At 63.0% G+C, this 15,735-nt stretch carries 15 protein-coding genes; 7 read left to right on the forward strand and 8 right to left on the reverse strand.

Annotation, left to right across the window (positions count from 1 at the left end; all coding sequences use genetic code 11):
- Nucleotides 1-64: 64 nt before the first annotated feature.
- The 3 genes from ACW9IB_RS15385 to ACW9IB_RS15395 are packed head-to-tail and all read right to left on the reverse strand — an operon-like array spanning nt 65 to nt 4,286.
- Nucleotides 65-1,192: an ABC transporter substrate-binding protein gene (locus ACW9IB_RS15385; protein WP_457414325.1), complete on the reverse strand. Its 1,128-nt coding sequence runs from the start codon at nt 1,190-1,192 to the stop codon at nt 65-67.
- 28 nt (nt 1,193-1,220) lie between these two features.
- A complete protein-coding gene (locus tag ACW9IB_RS15390) occupies nt 1,221-1,901 on the reverse strand; it encodes a Fe2+-dependent dioxygenase (RefSeq protein ID WP_457414326.1) in 681 nt (226 codons plus the stop codon).
- 3 nt (nt 1,902-1,904) lie between these two features.
- Complete coding sequence (locus ACW9IB_RS15395; protein ID WP_457414328.1) at nt 1,905-4,286, reverse strand: TonB-dependent receptor; 2,382 nt, start codon at nt 4,284-4,286, stop codon at nt 1,905-1,907.
- A 198-nt stretch (nt 4,287-4,484) separates the two neighbouring features.
- On the opposite strand from ACW9IB_RS15395, the gene ACW9IB_RS15400 reads away from it, so the two are divergent.
- Both ACW9IB_RS15400 and ACW9IB_RS15405 read left to right on the forward strand, forming a co-directional pair.
- Nucleotides 4,485-5,195: a response regulator gene (locus ACW9IB_RS15400; protein ID WP_457366435.1), complete on the forward strand. Its 711-nt coding sequence runs from the start codon at nt 4,485-4,487 to the stop codon at nt 5,193-5,195.
- A complete protein-coding gene (locus ACW9IB_RS15405; protein WP_457414330.1) occupies nt 5,192-6,577 on the forward strand; it encodes an ATP-binding protein in 1,386 nt (461 codons plus the stop codon). The genes ACW9IB_RS15400 and ACW9IB_RS15405 overlap by 4 nt, the downstream gene beginning before the upstream one ends.
- A 155-nt stretch (nt 6,578-6,732) precedes the next feature.
- On the opposite strand, the gene ACW9IB_RS15410 is transcribed toward ACW9IB_RS15405, so the two are convergent.
- Genes ACW9IB_RS15410 through ACW9IB_RS15425 form a run of 4 tightly spaced genes read right to left on the reverse strand, consistent with a single transcriptional unit; the run spans nt 6,733 to nt 8,405 of the window.
- The gene (locus ACW9IB_RS15410) at nt 6,733-6,933 is read right to left on the reverse strand and encodes an SEC-C metal-binding domain-containing protein (protein ID WP_457366437.1); all 201 of its coding nucleotides are present in this window, start codon (nt 6,931-6,933) and stop codon (nt 6,733-6,735) included.
- A complete protein-coding gene (locus tag ACW9IB_RS15415; protein WP_457414331.1) occupies nt 6,930-7,412 on the reverse strand; it encodes an LEA type 2 family protein in 483 nt (160 codons plus the stop codon). The genes ACW9IB_RS15410 and ACW9IB_RS15415 overlap by 4 nt, the downstream gene beginning before the upstream one ends.
- Nucleotides 7,413-7,432: 20 nt before the next feature.
- A complete protein-coding gene (locus ACW9IB_RS15420; protein WP_457414333.1) occupies nt 7,433-7,903 on the reverse strand; it encodes a YchJ family protein in 471 nt (156 codons plus the stop codon).
- A 4-nt stretch (nt 7,904-7,907) separates the two neighbouring features.
- Complete coding sequence (locus ACW9IB_RS15425; protein ID WP_457414335.1) at nt 7,908-8,405, reverse strand: DUF6231 family protein; 498 nt, start codon at nt 8,403-8,405, stop codon at nt 7,908-7,910.
- Between the two features lie 190 nt (nt 8,406-8,595).
- Here ACW9IB_RS15425 and ACW9IB_RS15430 point away from each other — a divergent pair, with 190 nt between their 5' ends.
- The 3 genes from ACW9IB_RS15430 to ACW9IB_RS15440 all read left to right on the forward strand — a co-directional run bounded on the left by ACW9IB_RS15430 (nt 8,596) and on the right by ACW9IB_RS15440 (nt 10,512).
- On the forward strand, nt 8,596-9,291 hold the full coding sequence (locus ACW9IB_RS15430; protein ID WP_457414337.1) for an OmpA family protein: 696 nt from the start codon (nt 8,596-8,598) through the stop codon (nt 9,289-9,291).
- Nucleotides 9,292-9,452: 161 nt separating this feature from the next.
- Nucleotides 9,453-9,761, forward strand: a complete 309-nt coding sequence (locus ACW9IB_RS15435; RefSeq protein WP_457366442.1) for a DUF1145 domain-containing protein — start codon at nt 9,453-9,455, stop codon at nt 9,759-9,761.
- Complete coding sequence (locus tag ACW9IB_RS15440; protein WP_457414338.1) at nt 9,754-10,512, forward strand: collagen-like protein; 759 nt, start codon at nt 9,754-9,756, stop codon at nt 10,510-10,512. Before ACW9IB_RS15435 ends, ACW9IB_RS15440 begins: the two co-directional genes overlap by 8 nt.
- Nucleotides 10,513-10,616: 104 nt before the next feature.
- Here the strand turns inward: ACW9IB_RS15440 and ACW9IB_RS15445 are convergent, their stop codons facing one another.
- Nucleotides 10,617-11,081, reverse strand: coding sequence for a CopD family protein (locus ACW9IB_RS15445; protein WP_457414340.1), 465 nt, complete (start codon nt 11,079-11,081; stop codon nt 10,617-10,619).
- A 100-nt stretch (nt 11,082-11,181) separates the two neighbouring features.
- On the opposite strand from ACW9IB_RS15445, the gene dinG reads away from it, so the two are divergent.
- On the forward strand, nt 11,182-13,326 hold the full coding sequence (gene dinG / locus ACW9IB_RS15450) for an ATP-dependent DNA helicase DinG (protein ID WP_457366445.1): 2,145 nt from the start codon (nt 11,182-11,184) through the stop codon (nt 13,324-13,326).
- 98 nt (nt 13,327-13,424) lie between these two features.
- Entirely contained in the window at nt 13,425-15,722 is a 2,298-nt protein-coding gene (locus ACW9IB_RS15455; RefSeq protein ID WP_457414341.1) for a beta-galactosidase, read from the forward strand.
- Nucleotides 15,723-15,735 lie beyond the last annotated feature (13 nt).

Here is a 15,735-nt window from a genome sequence, read left to right on the forward strand (position 1 = left end):
GTATCAGTCGACCTATTCAGTGACTGACACTCCGTATTCGCGAGCAAGCCCGCTCCCACAGTTTTTACCGCGTTTCTGTCACAGGCTTGCCGTCAATCCAGTAAGCACCCTGCAACGGCATCCCCAGGAACTGCTGGTTGATCTGCTCCATGGTGGCTTGCGGGTCCAGCGTGGCAAACAGCTCTGGATGCACCCATTTGGCCAACGACTCAATCGCCAGCAGGTTGTACGGCGAGTTGTAGAAGTCATGCCACAGGCCGTGGGAATTGCCCTCGCGGATCGCACGAAGGTTGGCGAATTCCGGACGTGCCAGCACGCGCTCGAACGCCTCGCGTGCGTCGTCGCTGCTCACACCGGCGCCGAGGATCAGCCCGGGTTTGTGGTTGCCGGTGGCCACGTACACATCCGGGTCGGCCTTCAGCGCGTATTCGACACTGATGTCGCCCAGCGCGCCCGGCACCACGTCGGCGGCGATATTGCGCCCGCCGACCAGTTTGATCACTTCACCCATGCCGCTCTTGCCGGTGGTGTGCCCCGGTGCCTGCCAGGCGCCGGCCAGCAGTTCGAGGAACACGCTCGGGCGCGGGCCGGCGGGCAGGGTGGCGACGGCGTCGGTGATGACCTTGATGTGCTGGTCGTAGAAGGCCAGGAACGCCTTGGCCTGGGCGTCGCGTCCCAATGCCTGGCCCAGCGCGGTCATGCTGGTGTGGGTGCCTTGCACCGGGTTGATGCGAAAGTCGACGAACAGCACCGGGATCCCGGCCTTGGCCAGCACGTCGGCCACCGGGCTGTGCTCGGTCGGACCGTGGCCGGAAATGCTGAACACGGCAAGGTCGGGCTTGAGCGAAAGGATTTCCTCGGCGCTGACGCTTTGTTCCGACGCTTGGCCGATCAACGGAATGTCTTTGACCGTGGGAAATTTCGCCACGTAGGCGTTGTAGGTGTGCTGGTCGAGCAGCTTCAAGTCGTTCTGCCAGCCAACGATACGCTGGAACGGCGCGTCTTTGTCCAAGAGGGCAAACGCCGAAATCAGGCGACCTTCGCCGAGGACCACGCGCTTGACGCTGTCGGACACTTCGACCTTGCGGCCCAACACGTCGGTGACTTCATGGGCCGCGGCGGTTTCGGCGTGGCCGAGGACCAGCGCAGCGAACAGTACGCCGAGCTGGAGCAGGTTACGGGGTTTCAACATGGCGGGGACTCCAGGTGAAGGCGGCGCATCAGACATCGCTCCAGCGCCGCAACAGGTTGTGATAGGCGCCGCTCAGTTGCAGCAGCGCGTGGGGATCGGCGTTCTGGGCGGTGAGGGTCTGAATCGCGATGTCCATGTCCAGCAGCAGTTGGCGCTGGCTGTCCTCGCGCACCAGGCTTTCGATCCAGAAGAAACTGGCAATCCGTTCACCGCGCGTGACCGGGTTGATCTTGTGCAGGCTGCTGCCGGGATAGATCAGCAGGTGGCCGGCCGGCAGCTTCACCGCGTGTTCGCCAAAGGTGTCGCGGATCACCAGTTCGCCACCGTCGTAGCTGGCCGGGTCGGCCAGGAACAAGGTGGCGGAGATGTCGGTGCGCACCCGTTCGCGCACGCCCTTGAGGCCGCGAATGGCATTGTCGATGTGCCAGTCGAACGCTTCGCCAGCGCTGTAGCGGTTGAACAGCGGCGGGTAGATACGCTTGGGCAGCGCGGCGGACATGAACAGCGCGTTGTCCGACAGCCGCTTCAGAATCTGCTCACCGATGCGAAGCGCTACCGACGAATCGTCCGGCAACTGGCGGTTGTTTTTCGCCAGGGCCGAGCGCTGTCCGGCAGTGACCTTGCCGTCAACCCAGGGCTGATCGAGCAAGGCCGCCACCGTGGCGTCGACTTCAGGGGCGCTGAGCAGCCCCGGGATTTCGATCAGCACGCCTTAGAACTCATAGTCGACGCTGGCGGTGAGAGTGCGCCCTGCACCGGGAATGCCGTACAGCTGGAAGCCGTCGAGGGAGGCGCCGATCTGGCTGTAGTAGAACTTATTGAACACATTGTTGAGGTTGAGGTTGACCGTGGTGTCCTTGTTCACCTTGTACTGCGCCGCCACGTTGCTCAGCCAGTAACCCGGCGCTTTTTCGTGGTCGCGCACATAGATGGCGGCCACCCCGGACGGGCCGTTGGCGTAGCTGCTGTTGTTGTTCAGGCCGCCCACGTATTTGTTGTCGCTATAGCGGCGCCGGCCTACGTACTGCTCGCCGTAGCTCAGGCTGAGGGCGTCGGTGACGGCGTAGGTGGTCCACAGGTTGGCGGTCAGGTCGGGAACGTTCTTGGCTTCCTCGCCCTTGTTGATGCCTTTGGTCTGGGTACTCTTGAGCGCCGAGAAGCCGGTGTAGGCGGTCCAGCGCGGGGTGATATTACCTTGCAGGCCGAGTTCTATGCCGTCCACGCGCTTGGCGGGCAGGGCACGTACCGGGGCGGATTCGCCGTCCTGGTATTCCCAGGCGTTGTCCAGTTCGGTGCGGAAGATCGCGGCGGTGACATTCAGCATGTCGTGGGCGATGTCCCACTTGGTGCCCAGTTCGTAGGTCTTGGACTTGGCCGGGCTGTAGTTGCTGGTGCTTGCCGCACCGTAGATCTGGTTGTTGGTCGAGGCACCCAGCGCCGACGGTTGCGCCGCTTCGCTGTAGGACACGTAGATGCTGCCGTTGGGCAACGGCTTGTAGACCGCGCCCACACGGCCGCTCACGGCGCCATCGGTGCTGCTGATGTTGGCCTGGCCGCGCTGGGTGGTCTGGGCGCGCCAGTTGTCGTAGCGCAGCGAGCCGAGGATCTGCCATTGATCATTGAGGGTGACGGTGTCGCCCAGGTAGATACCGGCGTTGTCGATCACCGAGCGCGGGTCGCCTTCGCCTTTGGTCACGTAGGTGCTGGCGAAACTATGGCTGGGGTCGTTCATGTCGAAGAGCATGTCGCCGGCCGGCACTTCGGCGTTGCGTTTCAGGCCGCCGTAGGTCTCGTGGTAGAACTCCAGACCCGACACCACCGCGTGTTGCAGGCTGCCGGTATTGAACTTGAAGCTGAAGTCGGTCTGGTTATCCAGGATGGTGTAGCGCTTGGATAGGCCGAAGTCGCTGCCCCGCAGGATGCCGTAGGCGGTGTTGCTGTTGTTCACGTAGTCGGTGTAGGCATTCACGGTGCTACCGGGCACTTGGCTCAGTGGTCCTACACCGGTGTAGCCCAAGGTCGCACAGCGAGTGCCGGTGCAGGTTTTCTGGCCGTTGGCATTGGCCGCGAAGAAGCGGGCCGGGGAAAGTACAGCGAAGTTGTCGCTGCGTTCCCAGCGCGTCTGGTTGCGCAGGTTGGCGTCGTTCCAGTCGAAGTCATGTTCCAGGCGCGCGGTCAGCGAAGTAGTTTTGTTCTGCTGGGTATAGAGGTGGGAATCGCCATACCAGTTGGAGCGTTTCACGCCGGGCATGCGGTCGCCGTTGGTGCCGCGCTGGATGGGCACGCCGCCGTCCGGGGTGTTGGTGTCTTTCTGGTAGAAGGTGTCGATGAACAGCCGCGTATCGGTGCCCAGGCCGAAACCGAACGAAGTCGCGATGCCCCAGCGGTCGTAGTCCACGTTGTCACGCTCGGCCACCTGGTTGTAGTGCTTCATCAAGTTGATGCGCACGGCGGTGGTGTCGTTGAGTTGCTTGTTCAGGTCGGCGGTGAGGCGACGGTAGCTGTCGGTGCCGATCCCGGCGGAAACCTTGTTGGCATCGCCCAGGTGCGCTTCCTTGCTGACCAGGTTGACGCTGCCGCCCACCGCCGACACACCGGACTCGATGGAGCCGGTGCCCTTGAACACTTCGGCCTGTTGCAGGTTGAACGTATCGGTACGCGTCGACATGCCGGCATCGCGCACGCCGTCGACGGTCAGGCTTTGCTCGGAAGAAAACCCGCGGATCGAAAACAGGTCGCCCCAGCCCAGGTTGCCTTCGCCGGACATAAAGGTAATGCCCGGTACGTTGCGCAGCACTTCCTGCAGGGTCTGCGCGTTTTGCTCCTTGAGCACCTGTTGCGGCACGATGGTCACGCTCTGCGGCGCATCCAGCAGCGGCTGGCTGATTTTGGCCGAGGTCACGCGGTCCACTTTGAAGGTGGAAGTGGCTTCACCATCGACCTTGATTTCCGGCAGGCTCAGCACCGAATCGTTGGACTTGACCGTCGGTGCATCCGCAAAGGCAGCAGGTACGACGCTGCCGGCAGCCAGCAGGCCGAACATCGGCGCCAGGGTGGTGTGCAGCGTGTGGCTGCGAGGTGTGGGCAATGACATGGGAGGCTTCCGAGTCTAAATTACAATTACTCTCATTTAGGTTCGGTAGTCTAAAGAGCGATTTCGCCTGCCATACCCCGGGTTTGTATCGCTGATGCGTGATTAGGGTTTCCCACAACATTCCATTACATTTGCCTGCGCGGCTGGCTGAACTTTCCGCTATTTGCTGCGTTTCATTGTTTTTCGGATTGACTGCCCATGGCCAAGCAAGACCACCTGTTGATCGTCGATGACGACCCGCAAATCCGCCAACTGCTCTGCGACTACCTGAGCGACGCCGGCTTCCAGGTGTCCACCGCTGCCGACGGCAAGGAAATGCGCCGGCGCCTGGAGTTGAACGTCATCGACCTGATCGTCCTCGACCTGATGCTGCCCGGCGAAGACGGCCTGAGCCTGTGCCGCGAGCTGCGGGTAAGTTCCAACACACCGGTGGTGATGTTGACGGCCAAGGGCTCGTTGATCGACCGCATCGTCGGCCTGGAGATCGGCGCCGATGACTACCTGCCCAAACCCTTCGACCCACGGGAGTTGCTGGTGCGCATCAAGGTGGTGCTGCGCCGTGTGCAGAGCTTCCCGGACCGCGCACGCCTGGATGAAGCGCCGAGCATCCGCTTCGCCGGTTGGCAACTCGACACCCGCGCCCGGCAACTGCTGTCGCCGGAGGGCGTGGTGGTCAGCCTCGGCAATTCGGATTACCGCGTGCTGCGTCTGCTGTTGCAGCACCCCAACCGCCCGCTGAGCCGCGACTTTCTACTCAACCACGTGTTCGACAAGGACAGCACACCGTTCGACCGTTCCATCGATGTGTGCGTCAGCCGCCTGCGCTCGCAACTGCCGGCGGGCCTGATCAAGACCGTGCGCAACGAGGGCTACATGCTCACCGCCGATGATGTGGTGCTGGAGCCGTGAGGCTGCTGCCGCGCTCACTGTTCGGGCGGCTGGTGCTGATTCTGGTCAGCGGCATGCTCGCCGCGCAGGCCCTGACCAGCAGCATCTGGTACGACCGGCGGCATGGCCAGGTGCTGGAGATCCCCGCGCGGTTGATCGCCACTCGCCTGGCGGACGTGGTACGGCTGGTGCACAGCGATCCGCAGCAGGCGGACCAACTGATCAAGTTGCTCGACACACCGAACTTCCGCCTCACCCTCAGCGAGCAGGCCAGCAACACCCCGAGCACACTGCACGACAGTGACCGGCCCACCGAACGCCTGATCAAAAAAGTGCTGTCGGAGAAGACCGGCTATGCCCAGACCCTGATCCTGTTGCGCCTGTCGCTGGTGGATGGCGACGGGCAGACCGCCGGGCTTTCGACCCTGCTGGGTTCCAGGCCGGTGGTGGGACAATTCCTCATCGACCTGCGCCTGCCCGACGGACGCTGGTTGCAGGTCGATGCCAGCGAGGAGCAGGGCTGGACCAGCACCTCACCGCTGGACCTGCTGTTCGATTACGTGATGCGTATCTACCTGCTGCGGGTGCTGGTGCTGGTGGTGATCGCCCTGGTGGCGGTGCGCCTGGCGATCCGTCCACTCAATGCCCTGGCCAAGGCCGCCGAAGCCCTGGGCCGGGATATCCAGCGCCCGCCGCTGTCGGTGGACGGCCCCACGGAAGTGCGCCGTGCCGCCCAGGCCTTCAATGCCATGCAGCAGCGGCTGATTGCGAACATTGCCGAGCGCACACGCTTTCTCGCGGCGATTTCCCACGATCTGCGCTCACCCATCACGCGCCTGCGTCTGCGCACCGAAATGCTGGAAGACAACCGCACCAAAGAGCGTTTCCGCAGCGACCTGGAAGAAATGGAACACATGGTGTCCAGCACCCTGGACTTCGTCAGCAGCGGCGAAATCAACGAGACGCGGCAGAACATCGACATCAACGCCTTGCTGCAAAGTTTGCAGGCGGACCTGGAAGACGTGGGCGAAACCGTGCGTATCGAAGGCCGCGCCAGACAACCACTGCCGGGCTATGCGCGCAGCCTCAAACGCTGTGTGCAGAACCTGCTGGAAAACGCGGTGCGGTATGGCAGTGAAGTGGTGGTGCGGGTCGAGGATCAGGCGGATACCTTGACGATCGTCATCAGCGACCGCGGGCCGGGGATTCCCCAGGAACAACTGGAACAGGTGATGGAGCCGTTTTATCGGGTCGAGGGTTCACGCAATGCCGAAACCGGCGGGTACGGGCTCGGGTTGAGCATTGCCCATACCATCGCGCGGGCGCATGAAGGGACGTTGAGCTTGAGGAATCGGGAAGGCGGAGGGCTTGAAGTGGCGTTGTTGTTTCAACGCAGAGCCTGAATTTGAAATGCCATCCAAATGTGGGAGCGGGCTTGCTCGCGAAAGCGGTGGGTCAGATATGAACACAGTGACTGACACACGGCATTCGCGAGCAAGCCCGCTCCCACACAAGCCCGCTCACCACAACAAGCCCGCTCACAGCCTGAGTCAGGGCATCAGGCCCCGTGGCACTTCTTGAATTTCTTCGCGCTGCCGCATGGGCAAGGATCGTTGCGGCCAACGTCCTTCAGGGCGTTGCGCACGGGCTCGTGGTGAGCGTGGCCGCAGTTCGGGCCGTGGACATGGCCGTGGTCGTGATCATGATGATCGTGATCGTGGTTGCAGTCGGGACCATGGACATGGGGTTGCTGAGTCATCGATGTCGCTCCGGAATAAAATCGCCGGGGATTATCTCGCCATTGTGGGCCACCTGCACGTCATTACCGATGAATAATCCGGTTTTCAGTTCACCTTCCAGGCGATAGGGCACGGGGTGATCGGGATTTTTCAGCATCTGCACCACATCCCGGATCTGCGGCCAGAGGTTGGTGCGCACTGTAATCCGGAAAAAAGCATGGCCACGGGGCGGCACGGTAAGCCACTCGTTGGACTCGCCCTCGGTCAGCACGAAATCGTCGAGCGTGACCTTGTAGATCAGGCCGCGCACCGTCAGGTCGGCGTCGTCGCGGTTGTCCACACGAAAGTACAGTTTGAATTTCTGTTGGAGCAACTTGGCCCGTACCACTTCGACTTTCACCAGCGATACGTGGGGCGGTGGCGCGTTGTCTTCGAACCACGACGCACAGCCGCTCAGGCCGAAGGTCAGCGCCAGCATCAAGCTGTAGATCCGAAGCATGGCGTCTGTCCTGTGGGGAGTTAGAAGTAGCCGGAACAGCACTTCTTGAATTTCTGACCACTGCCGCACAGGCACGGGTCGTTGCGTCCGGCCTTCACCTCCACGGTCGGGTCGATGAAGTACCAGCGCCCCTCATTCTGTACGAAAGAAGACTGCTCGCGGTGGCTATGTTCGCCGGTGCTGTCATGCCAGCGCGCGGTGAAGGTCACAAAGGCGTGTTCCGGCTGGCCGCCGAATACTTCGGAGCTTTCCACCGCCAGGCCCAGCCAGGTGCTCTGGGCACTCCAGGCGCCGATGGCGTCGCGGTCCAGCCCGGCCTGTTGCGAGGGCAGGGTGGTGGCGACCAGGTAGTCGACCAGGCCCAGCACATAGGCGCTGTAGCGCGAGCGCATCAGCGCGGTGGCACAGGGCGCGGGGTGGCCAGCGTGATAGTGGCCGCAGCAGGCATCCAGCAGGTTGCCACTGCCGCAGGGGCAAATGGATGTACTCATCGGGTTACCACCAATACTTGCCGAAGTTTTCCGGGTTGGCCCAGAAGCGGGCGTTGAGCCAGTCCGGCACCTGTTTATAGTCAAGCAGATCGTAGGTGAACAGCGTCAGAACCTGCTCGTCCCTTTGGAAACGCTCGCCGGCCTGCAGGGCCAGGGAGAAGAAGTCGGTGTCTTTCCAGTCGCAGGCGCCCAGGTCCACCAGCACCGCAATGCGGCTGGCATTGAGGTTGCGAATGCCGCCCAGCAAGGTCAGGCCCTGTGGTTTTGACAGGTGCTCCAGGCAGTCGACCACCAGCGCCAGGTCAAAACGCCGCGCCGCCAGTTCCGTCGGCAGCGGCCCGGGCGGTGCAACGGCCACCTCGGTCTCGGGATGCGCGGCTTGAAATGCCTCCAGCGCCGGAAACTGACTGGCGCCCAACAAAAGCAGGCGTTTGGGCGAGTGCAAATCGAGCAGGGCGGCCAGGGCTTGCTGGGGTGTACGGGAAGAAATGCCGGCGGTCATCAGAGATCCTCACATCAGGACCGTAGAGACTAGCGCGGCTGAGCGTGCGGGCCTAGAGCGGGCGGCGCGGAAAAGTCCGACAAAAGCCGCGATCCTCAATGAATACGGGGGCGTGGCGTAGTGGCGCAGATGAAAAGAGCCGTCTTTACTCCACCCATCGGCCCCCGCCGATCCCCTCAGGAGAAATCAGATGAGCATCATGCGGACAGCTCTACCCTTGGTTCTGCTAACCGGAGTATTGACAGGTTGCGCAGGCTTGCAAAAAACCGATTGGCCCACCTGCGCCGCCGTGGGCGGTGTGACCGGTGCGGCGATCGGCGCCACTGAAAGCTCGGCGTACGCCGGTGCCGGTGCGCTGCTGATCGGCGGCATGGCCGGCGCCTATTGCTGGGTCCACGGCGACGGTGACGAAGACGGCGACGGTGTGCCAGACAGCCGCGACAAGTGCCCGGGCACCCCCAAAGGCGTACAGGTCGATGCCAACGGCTGCCCACCCACGCCGACACCGGCGGTGGTCGAAGAGGTGGTCGTGGTCAAGGAAGAAACCATCGTGATTCGGGACGTGCACTTCGAGTTCGACTCGGCCAGGTTGACGCAGGCGGACAAAACCAAGCTCGACGCCGTCGCCACCCGCCTGAAACAGGAAGCGCCGAGTGCCCGGTTGCGGGTCAGTGGTCATACCGACAGCGTGGGTAAAGACGCCTACAACCAGAAACTCTCGGAAAAACGCGCCCACTCGGTGACCGACTACCTGATCGGCTCCGGCTTGCCCCGCAGCAATTTCGTGTCCGTGACCGGTGCCGGCGAAAGCCATCCGGTGGCCGACAACAAAACTGCTGAAGGCCGCGCCTTGAACCGTCGCGTGGAAATTCAGATCAACCGCTGACGGCCCTTGCCCCTGTGGGATCCACAGGGGCATTGCTGGCGATCCTCGGCGAAATCGCGGCCAAACCGGCCCTTTATCAAGTTTTTTAATCCTTCACTGGCAAATCGCCCGCAGAAGTCGGTACTGTGCGCCCAAAGAATAATGTGCAGGGGGCATGCGGGATGAAGGTGTTTTGGGGGCTGGGGAAGTTTCTGACGTTGCTGTTCTGGGTCGTGGTGCTGGTCAATCTGTTCCAGCCGTTGCCCAATCCGTTCCACCTGTTGGTCAGCCTGGCCGGCAGTCTGTTGTTCCTCACCCACCTGCTGGAGTTGCTGCTGTTCAACGCCAGCGTCAAACACCGTGCCCATCCCTGGCGTGACCGTTTGCAGATCCTGTTGGTCGGAATGTTCCATGTGCAGGGCCTGTCGGCGCCTGTGGCTGCGAATGAAATCACTGTCGATGAAGTAACCCGGGAGGCCAATCATGCGTAAGGTTTTTCTGTTGGCCCTGCTGGCCAGTCCTGTAGCCCTGGCCCAGACCGTCAGTGTGGAAACCAATTCACTGATGCGCCTGCCCAGCAGTACCAGCGTGTTGCAACTCGAGCGCCTGGACGTGGCGGACTACGGCACCTTGTTGATTCCGGCCACCATCAGCCAGGTGACGGTGGAAGAACTTCACTTGGGGCGTGATGCGCGGATCGCCATTGCTCCGGGCGGCACCGGGCTGCAATTGCAGGTGCGCCATGCACAGTTGGATCAAGGCAGTCAGATCACTTCCCGTGGCGCTCCCGGTACCCATGAAAAACCGGCCAAGCCCGGACGTGATCTCACCTTGCGTATCGATGCGCTGAGCGCCGAGGTGCTGTCGGTGGATGCCCGGGGTGGTGCCGGTGCCCAGGGCTATGCCGGACTGGATGGCGCCAACGGCGCGGATCCTGGATGCACCTGGGGTTCGGCCGGTCGCGGGGCCAATGGTGACAACGGCGGCGACGGCCTGCCGGGCGCAGCCGGCGCTCAGGTACGGGTCGAGTTGCCGCAGGACTTTCCCGCCGAACGCATCAAGGTCTGGGTCGAAGGCGGCGCCGGCGGCCTGGCAGGCACGGCCGGCAAACCGGGCCGTGGCGGCCAGTCCAAAGGTTGCCTGGTGTACCGCGCCGACGGCGGCGAAAAGGGCCGTCCGGGTCTGGAAGGGCAGCCGGGGCCGGCCGGGCCTGCGGGTGCTGTGACCATTCAGCGGCTTTGAGGCGTTTGGCCTGACGCCATCGCGGGCAAGCCCGGCGCCTACACTGGAATGCATTTCACCTGTGGGAGCCGGGCTTGCCCGCGATGATGCCCTGAAAGCTTGCTTCAGAACATTGGTCGAGCCGAAGCCACCGCGACCACCAGCAGCCCGACGATCAAGTTGATCCCCACCAACCTGCGAATCTGCCCCAACACCGCAGCCCCCGCCGGCCAATCCTCGGCCGCCACCGCGTCGCGCAGTTCCGGAAACTTCAGTGCCTGGATGCGGATGAACAGCGCCGTCATCACCAGATACAGCCCCATCATCACCTGCACATAACGCGGCGCGGTCTCGAAACCGTTGAAGCGCAATTGCAGCAGGCCAACACCGCTGATCGGCAAAATCACCACGGCGACCCACACCCACACAAAAAAACGTTGAAACACATTTGCCCACAGCTTGAGCCGGGCAGGGCCCTCAAGTGCCGCCACAGCGGCGGGGCGCAGGATCATCCAGGCGAAAAACATGCCGCCGACCCAGATCAGGGCGGCCAGTACATGCAGGGTATAAGCGAAGCTGAACACGGTCATTGAGGTACTCCGTTCTGCGCGGGATTCATTAGCGGGGTATGATAGCCGCCGATCCGAACCACTGAAAATTTATCCAGCGTTTTTTTGCGCCCGACTATTCATGATCAGCACTGAACTCAAAACCACGATCCAGGGCGCCTATTCGCGTTTTCTCGAAGCCAAGAGCTTGAAACCGCGCTACGGCCAACGCCTGATGATCGCCGAAGTGGCCAAGGTCCTCGGGGATATCGACACCGACGACGAAGGCCGCCGCGAGGGTGAGCCCGCGGTCGTGGCCGTCGAGGCCGGCACCGGTACCGGCAAGACCGTGGCCTATAGCCTGGCTGCGATCCCCACCGCCAAGGCCGCCGGCAAGCGCCTGGTGATCGCCACCGCCACCGTCGCCCTGCAAGAGCAGATCGTCTACAAGGACTTGCCCGACCTGATGCGCAACAGCGGTCTGAACTTCACGTTCGCCCTGGCCAAGGGACGTGGCCGCTACATGTGCCTGTCCAAGCTCGATGTGCTGTTGCAGGAAGGTCACGCACAAACCGCCACGGCCCAGCTGTTCGAAGAAGAAGGCTTCAAGATCGAAGTGGATGAGGCCAGCCAGAAGCTGTTTACCAGCATGATCGAAAAACTGGCCGGCAATAAATGGGACGGCGACCGCGACAGCTGGCCCACCGCCCTGGAGGATTCCGACTGGGCGCGCCTGACCACCGACCACAGCCAGTGCACCAACCGCCATTGCCCGAATTTCGGCCAATGCGCGTTCTACAAGGCTCGCGAGGGCATGGGCAAGGTCGATGTGATCGTCACCAACCACGACATGGTGCTGGCCGACCTGGCCCTGGGCGGCGGCGCCGTGCTGCCGGACCCGCGTGACACCGTGTATGTGTTCGACGAGGGCCATCACCTGCCGGACAAGGCCATCGGCCACTTCGCCCACTACACGCGTCTGCGTTCCACAGCCGACTGGCTGGAGTCCACCGCCAAGAACCTGACCAAGCTGCTGGCCCAGCACCCGTTGCCCGGCGACCTGGGCAAACTGATCGAACAGGTGCCGGAGCTGGCACGGGAGATCAAGACCCAGCAGCAGTTCATGTTCAGCGCCTGCGAGCAGGTGGCCGACTTCAAGCCCGGCGAAGACGTGGAAGGTCGTGAGCGGCCACGCCATCGTTTTGTCGGCGGGCTGATCCCCGAGCACATGCGTGAAATGGGTATCGAGCTGAAAAAAGGCTTTTCGCGCCTGACCGACCTGTTTACCCGCCTGACCGATCTGCTCAAGGAAGGCATGGACGGTGAGGTCAACATCGGCATCGCCAGCAACCAGGCGGAAGAATGGTACCCGCTGTTCGGCAGCCTGTTGTCCCGGGCCCAGGGCAACTGGGAGCTGTGGACGGCCTTTACCGTCGAAGACCCGGAAGACAACCCGCCCATGGCCCGCTGGCTGACCCTGGCGGAAAGCGGTGCGTTGTTCGATATCGAGGTCAATGCCAGCCCGATTCTGGCCGCCGAGATGCTGCGTCGCAACCTGTGGAACGTCGCCTACGGCTGCCTCGTGACCTCGGCGACCCTGACCGCGCTGGGCACCTTCGACCGTTTCCGCATGCGCGCCGGCTTGCCGAAAAAGGCTGTGACGGCCGTGGTGCCCAGCCCGTTCCATCATGCCGACGCCGGTGTGTTGCGGGTACCTGACCTCAACGCCGACCCACGGGATGCGGCGGCGCACACCGCTGCGATCATCCGTGACCTGCCGGACCTGGTGGAAGGCTCCAAAGGCACCCTGGTGCTGTTCTCCTCGCGCAAGCAGATGCAGGACGTGTTCGACGGCCTGGACCGTGACTGGCGCAAGCAGGTGTTCATCCAGGGCAACCTGTCCAAGCAGGAAACCCTGAACAAGCACAAGGCGCGGGTCGACGGCGGTGACTCCAGCGTGTTGTTCGGGCTGGCGAGCTTTGCCGAAGGGGTGGACTTGCCCGGCGCCTACTGCGAACACGTGGTGATCGCCAAGATCCCGTTCTCGGTGCCGGACGATCCGGTCGAGGCCGCACTGGCCGAGTGGATCGAAGCGCGGGGCGGCAACCCGTTCATGGAGATTTCGGTGCCGGATGCATCCTTGAAGCTGGTCCAGGCCTGCGGGCGCTTGCTGCGTACCGAACAGGACCGGGGCACCATCACCTTGCTGGATCGCCGTCTGGTCACCCAACGCTATGGCAAGGCTATCCTGAATGCCTTGCCGCCGTTCAGGCGCGAAATTTCTTGAGCCACCGTGGGCGGATTCGCCCACTGCGTGGTCTATCTCACTGCCAACGCTTTATGTCATCAGGCCATTCATCGGCCGTTTGGGAGAACCTTGCTCGTATGATTCGCACGCTGCCCGCCCTTTTTGCCTTGCTGGTTGCCGCGCCCTTGATGGCCGCGCCTGCCGGGCAACAGACGCTGTTCAACTTCGTCCGGCCTGCCGATGTGGTCAAGGTGGCGACCCAGGATGCCAGCCTGCCGCAGTACAACGCCGAACAAACGCCGGAGGGCGAAGTGCTGCGCCGCATCGTCTTCAACCCGGCGGCCGAGCCGAGCCTGGTGCTCAGCCCGCAAACCGGCGTGTGGGACTGGTCGCAATCCGGCGCCATGAGCCTGCGTATCCAGAGCGCCATGGACTGGGCGCTGACCCTCTATGTCAAGGTGCAGAGCAGTGACGGCAAAACCCTGGTCAGCCGCGTCGACCTGCCGGCCGGCCCGGCCCAGACCTTGCTGATTCCGCTGCAAGCCAATTCGCCGTTGAGCCAGGGCATGAAGGCCGGCCCGCCGATGCCGATTACCGTGGAGGGCCAGCGCGTGCTGCTGGGCAGCAGTGCCGGGGAAATCGACCGCAGCCAGGTGGCCTCGGTGACGGTGTCGATGCTCAAGCCCAATGTCGCCCAGAGCATTCTGCTGGAGCGTTTTGGCGTGCAGGACGTTGAACCGGTATTGAAGGCGGCCTACAGCGAGCTGATGGATGCCTACGGTCAATCCACCCGGGCGCGCTGGCCAGAGAAGGTCAGCAGCGATGAGCAACTCAAGGCCGCCGCCGCCAAGGAGCAGCAACAGCTTCAGGGCTGGCTGGCCGCGCGGGATAAATCCGCTCTGGACCAATACGGTGGCTGGAACAAAGGCCCGGCGTTCAAGGCCAGCGGGTTCTTCCGCACCGAGAAGCGTGACGGCCGCTGGTACCTGGTGACACCGCAAGGCCATCCGTTCTACTCCCTGGGCGTCAACACCGTGACCCCGGATGACAGCCAGACCTATGTGGCCCACCGTGAATGGATGTTTGCCGGGTTGCCCAAGGCCGGCGACCCCTTCGACAAATACTACGGCAGCGGCGACAACCGCACCGGCAACGGCGCGGGTGAAGGCCGCAGCTTCGGGGCCGGGCGCTGGTACGACTTCTACGGCGCCAACTTGCAGCGTACCTATGGCGGCGAAGGCTTCGACTCGGGACGCTGGGTGACTCACACCCTTGATCGCTTGCAGGCCTGGGGCTTCAACACCGTGGGCAATTGGAGCGACGAGCATCTGGCCAAGGCTGACCGTGTGCCTTATACGCTGCCCCTGTCGATCGTCGGCGATTACGCCAGCATCAGCACCGGCACCGACTGGTGGGGCGGCATGCCCGACCCGTTCGACCCGCGCTTTGCCATGGCCACCGAACGGGCCGTGGCCATTGCGGCCCGCGATCACCGGGACGACCCGTGGCTGATCGGCTTCTTTGCCGACAACGAACTGGCGTGGGCCGGCCCGGGCGAGGACCCGAAGTCCCGCTATGCCCTGGCCTACGGCACCCTGCGCATGACCACCGACGTACCGGCCAAGCGCGCGTTCCTCAAGCAACTGCGTGACAAGTACCGCAATGAAGAAGGCCTTTCGAAAGCCTGGGGCATTCATCTGGCGGGTTGGGAGTTGATGGAAGACCCGGGCTTCGAACCACCGATGCCCAGCGCCGAGCACCCGGAAATCGAGGCGGACTTCAAATACTTCCAGAAGACTTTCGCCGATGCCTATTTCAAGACCATCTCCGACTCACTGAAGTGGCACGCGCCCAACCAATTGTTGCTGGGCGGCCGCTATGCGGTGAGCACACCGGAGGCGGTGGCGTCCTGCGCACAGTATTGCGATGTGTTGAGCTTCAATATGTACACCCTCAAACCCCAGGACGGTTATGACTTCGCCGCCCTGAGGGCGCTGGACAAGCCGGTGCTGATCACCGAGTTCAACTTCGGCTCGGCGGACCGTGGGCCGTTCTGGGGCGGTGTGACGCAAGTGGCGCGGGAAGAAGAGCGTGGCGCGGCCTACGGTAATTTCCTCAAGCAGGCCATGGCCGAGCCGTCGATTGTCGGCGTCCATTGGTTCCAGTATCTGGACCAGCCGGTAACGGGGCGCCTGCTGGACGGTGAGAACGGCCATTTCGGTCTGGTGGGAATCACTGACGTACCGTTTCAGGGGTTTGTCGACAGCGTGCGCAAGAGCAACCTGGCGGCGGTCGAGCAACTGGGCAAGGAAGCGGAAAAAGCCAGGGCGGCGAGCGACGTGCACGTGGGTGAAGGCGGCAAGCCGGGGCATGATGGCAAAGGCCCGGGGCAGGGCGCCGGGCATGCAGGCGGGCACTCCGGCAATGGCCATTGATTCGCTGCTGACG

The sequence above is a fragment of the Pseudomonas sp. SDO524_S393 genome (genome assembly GCF_054071875.1).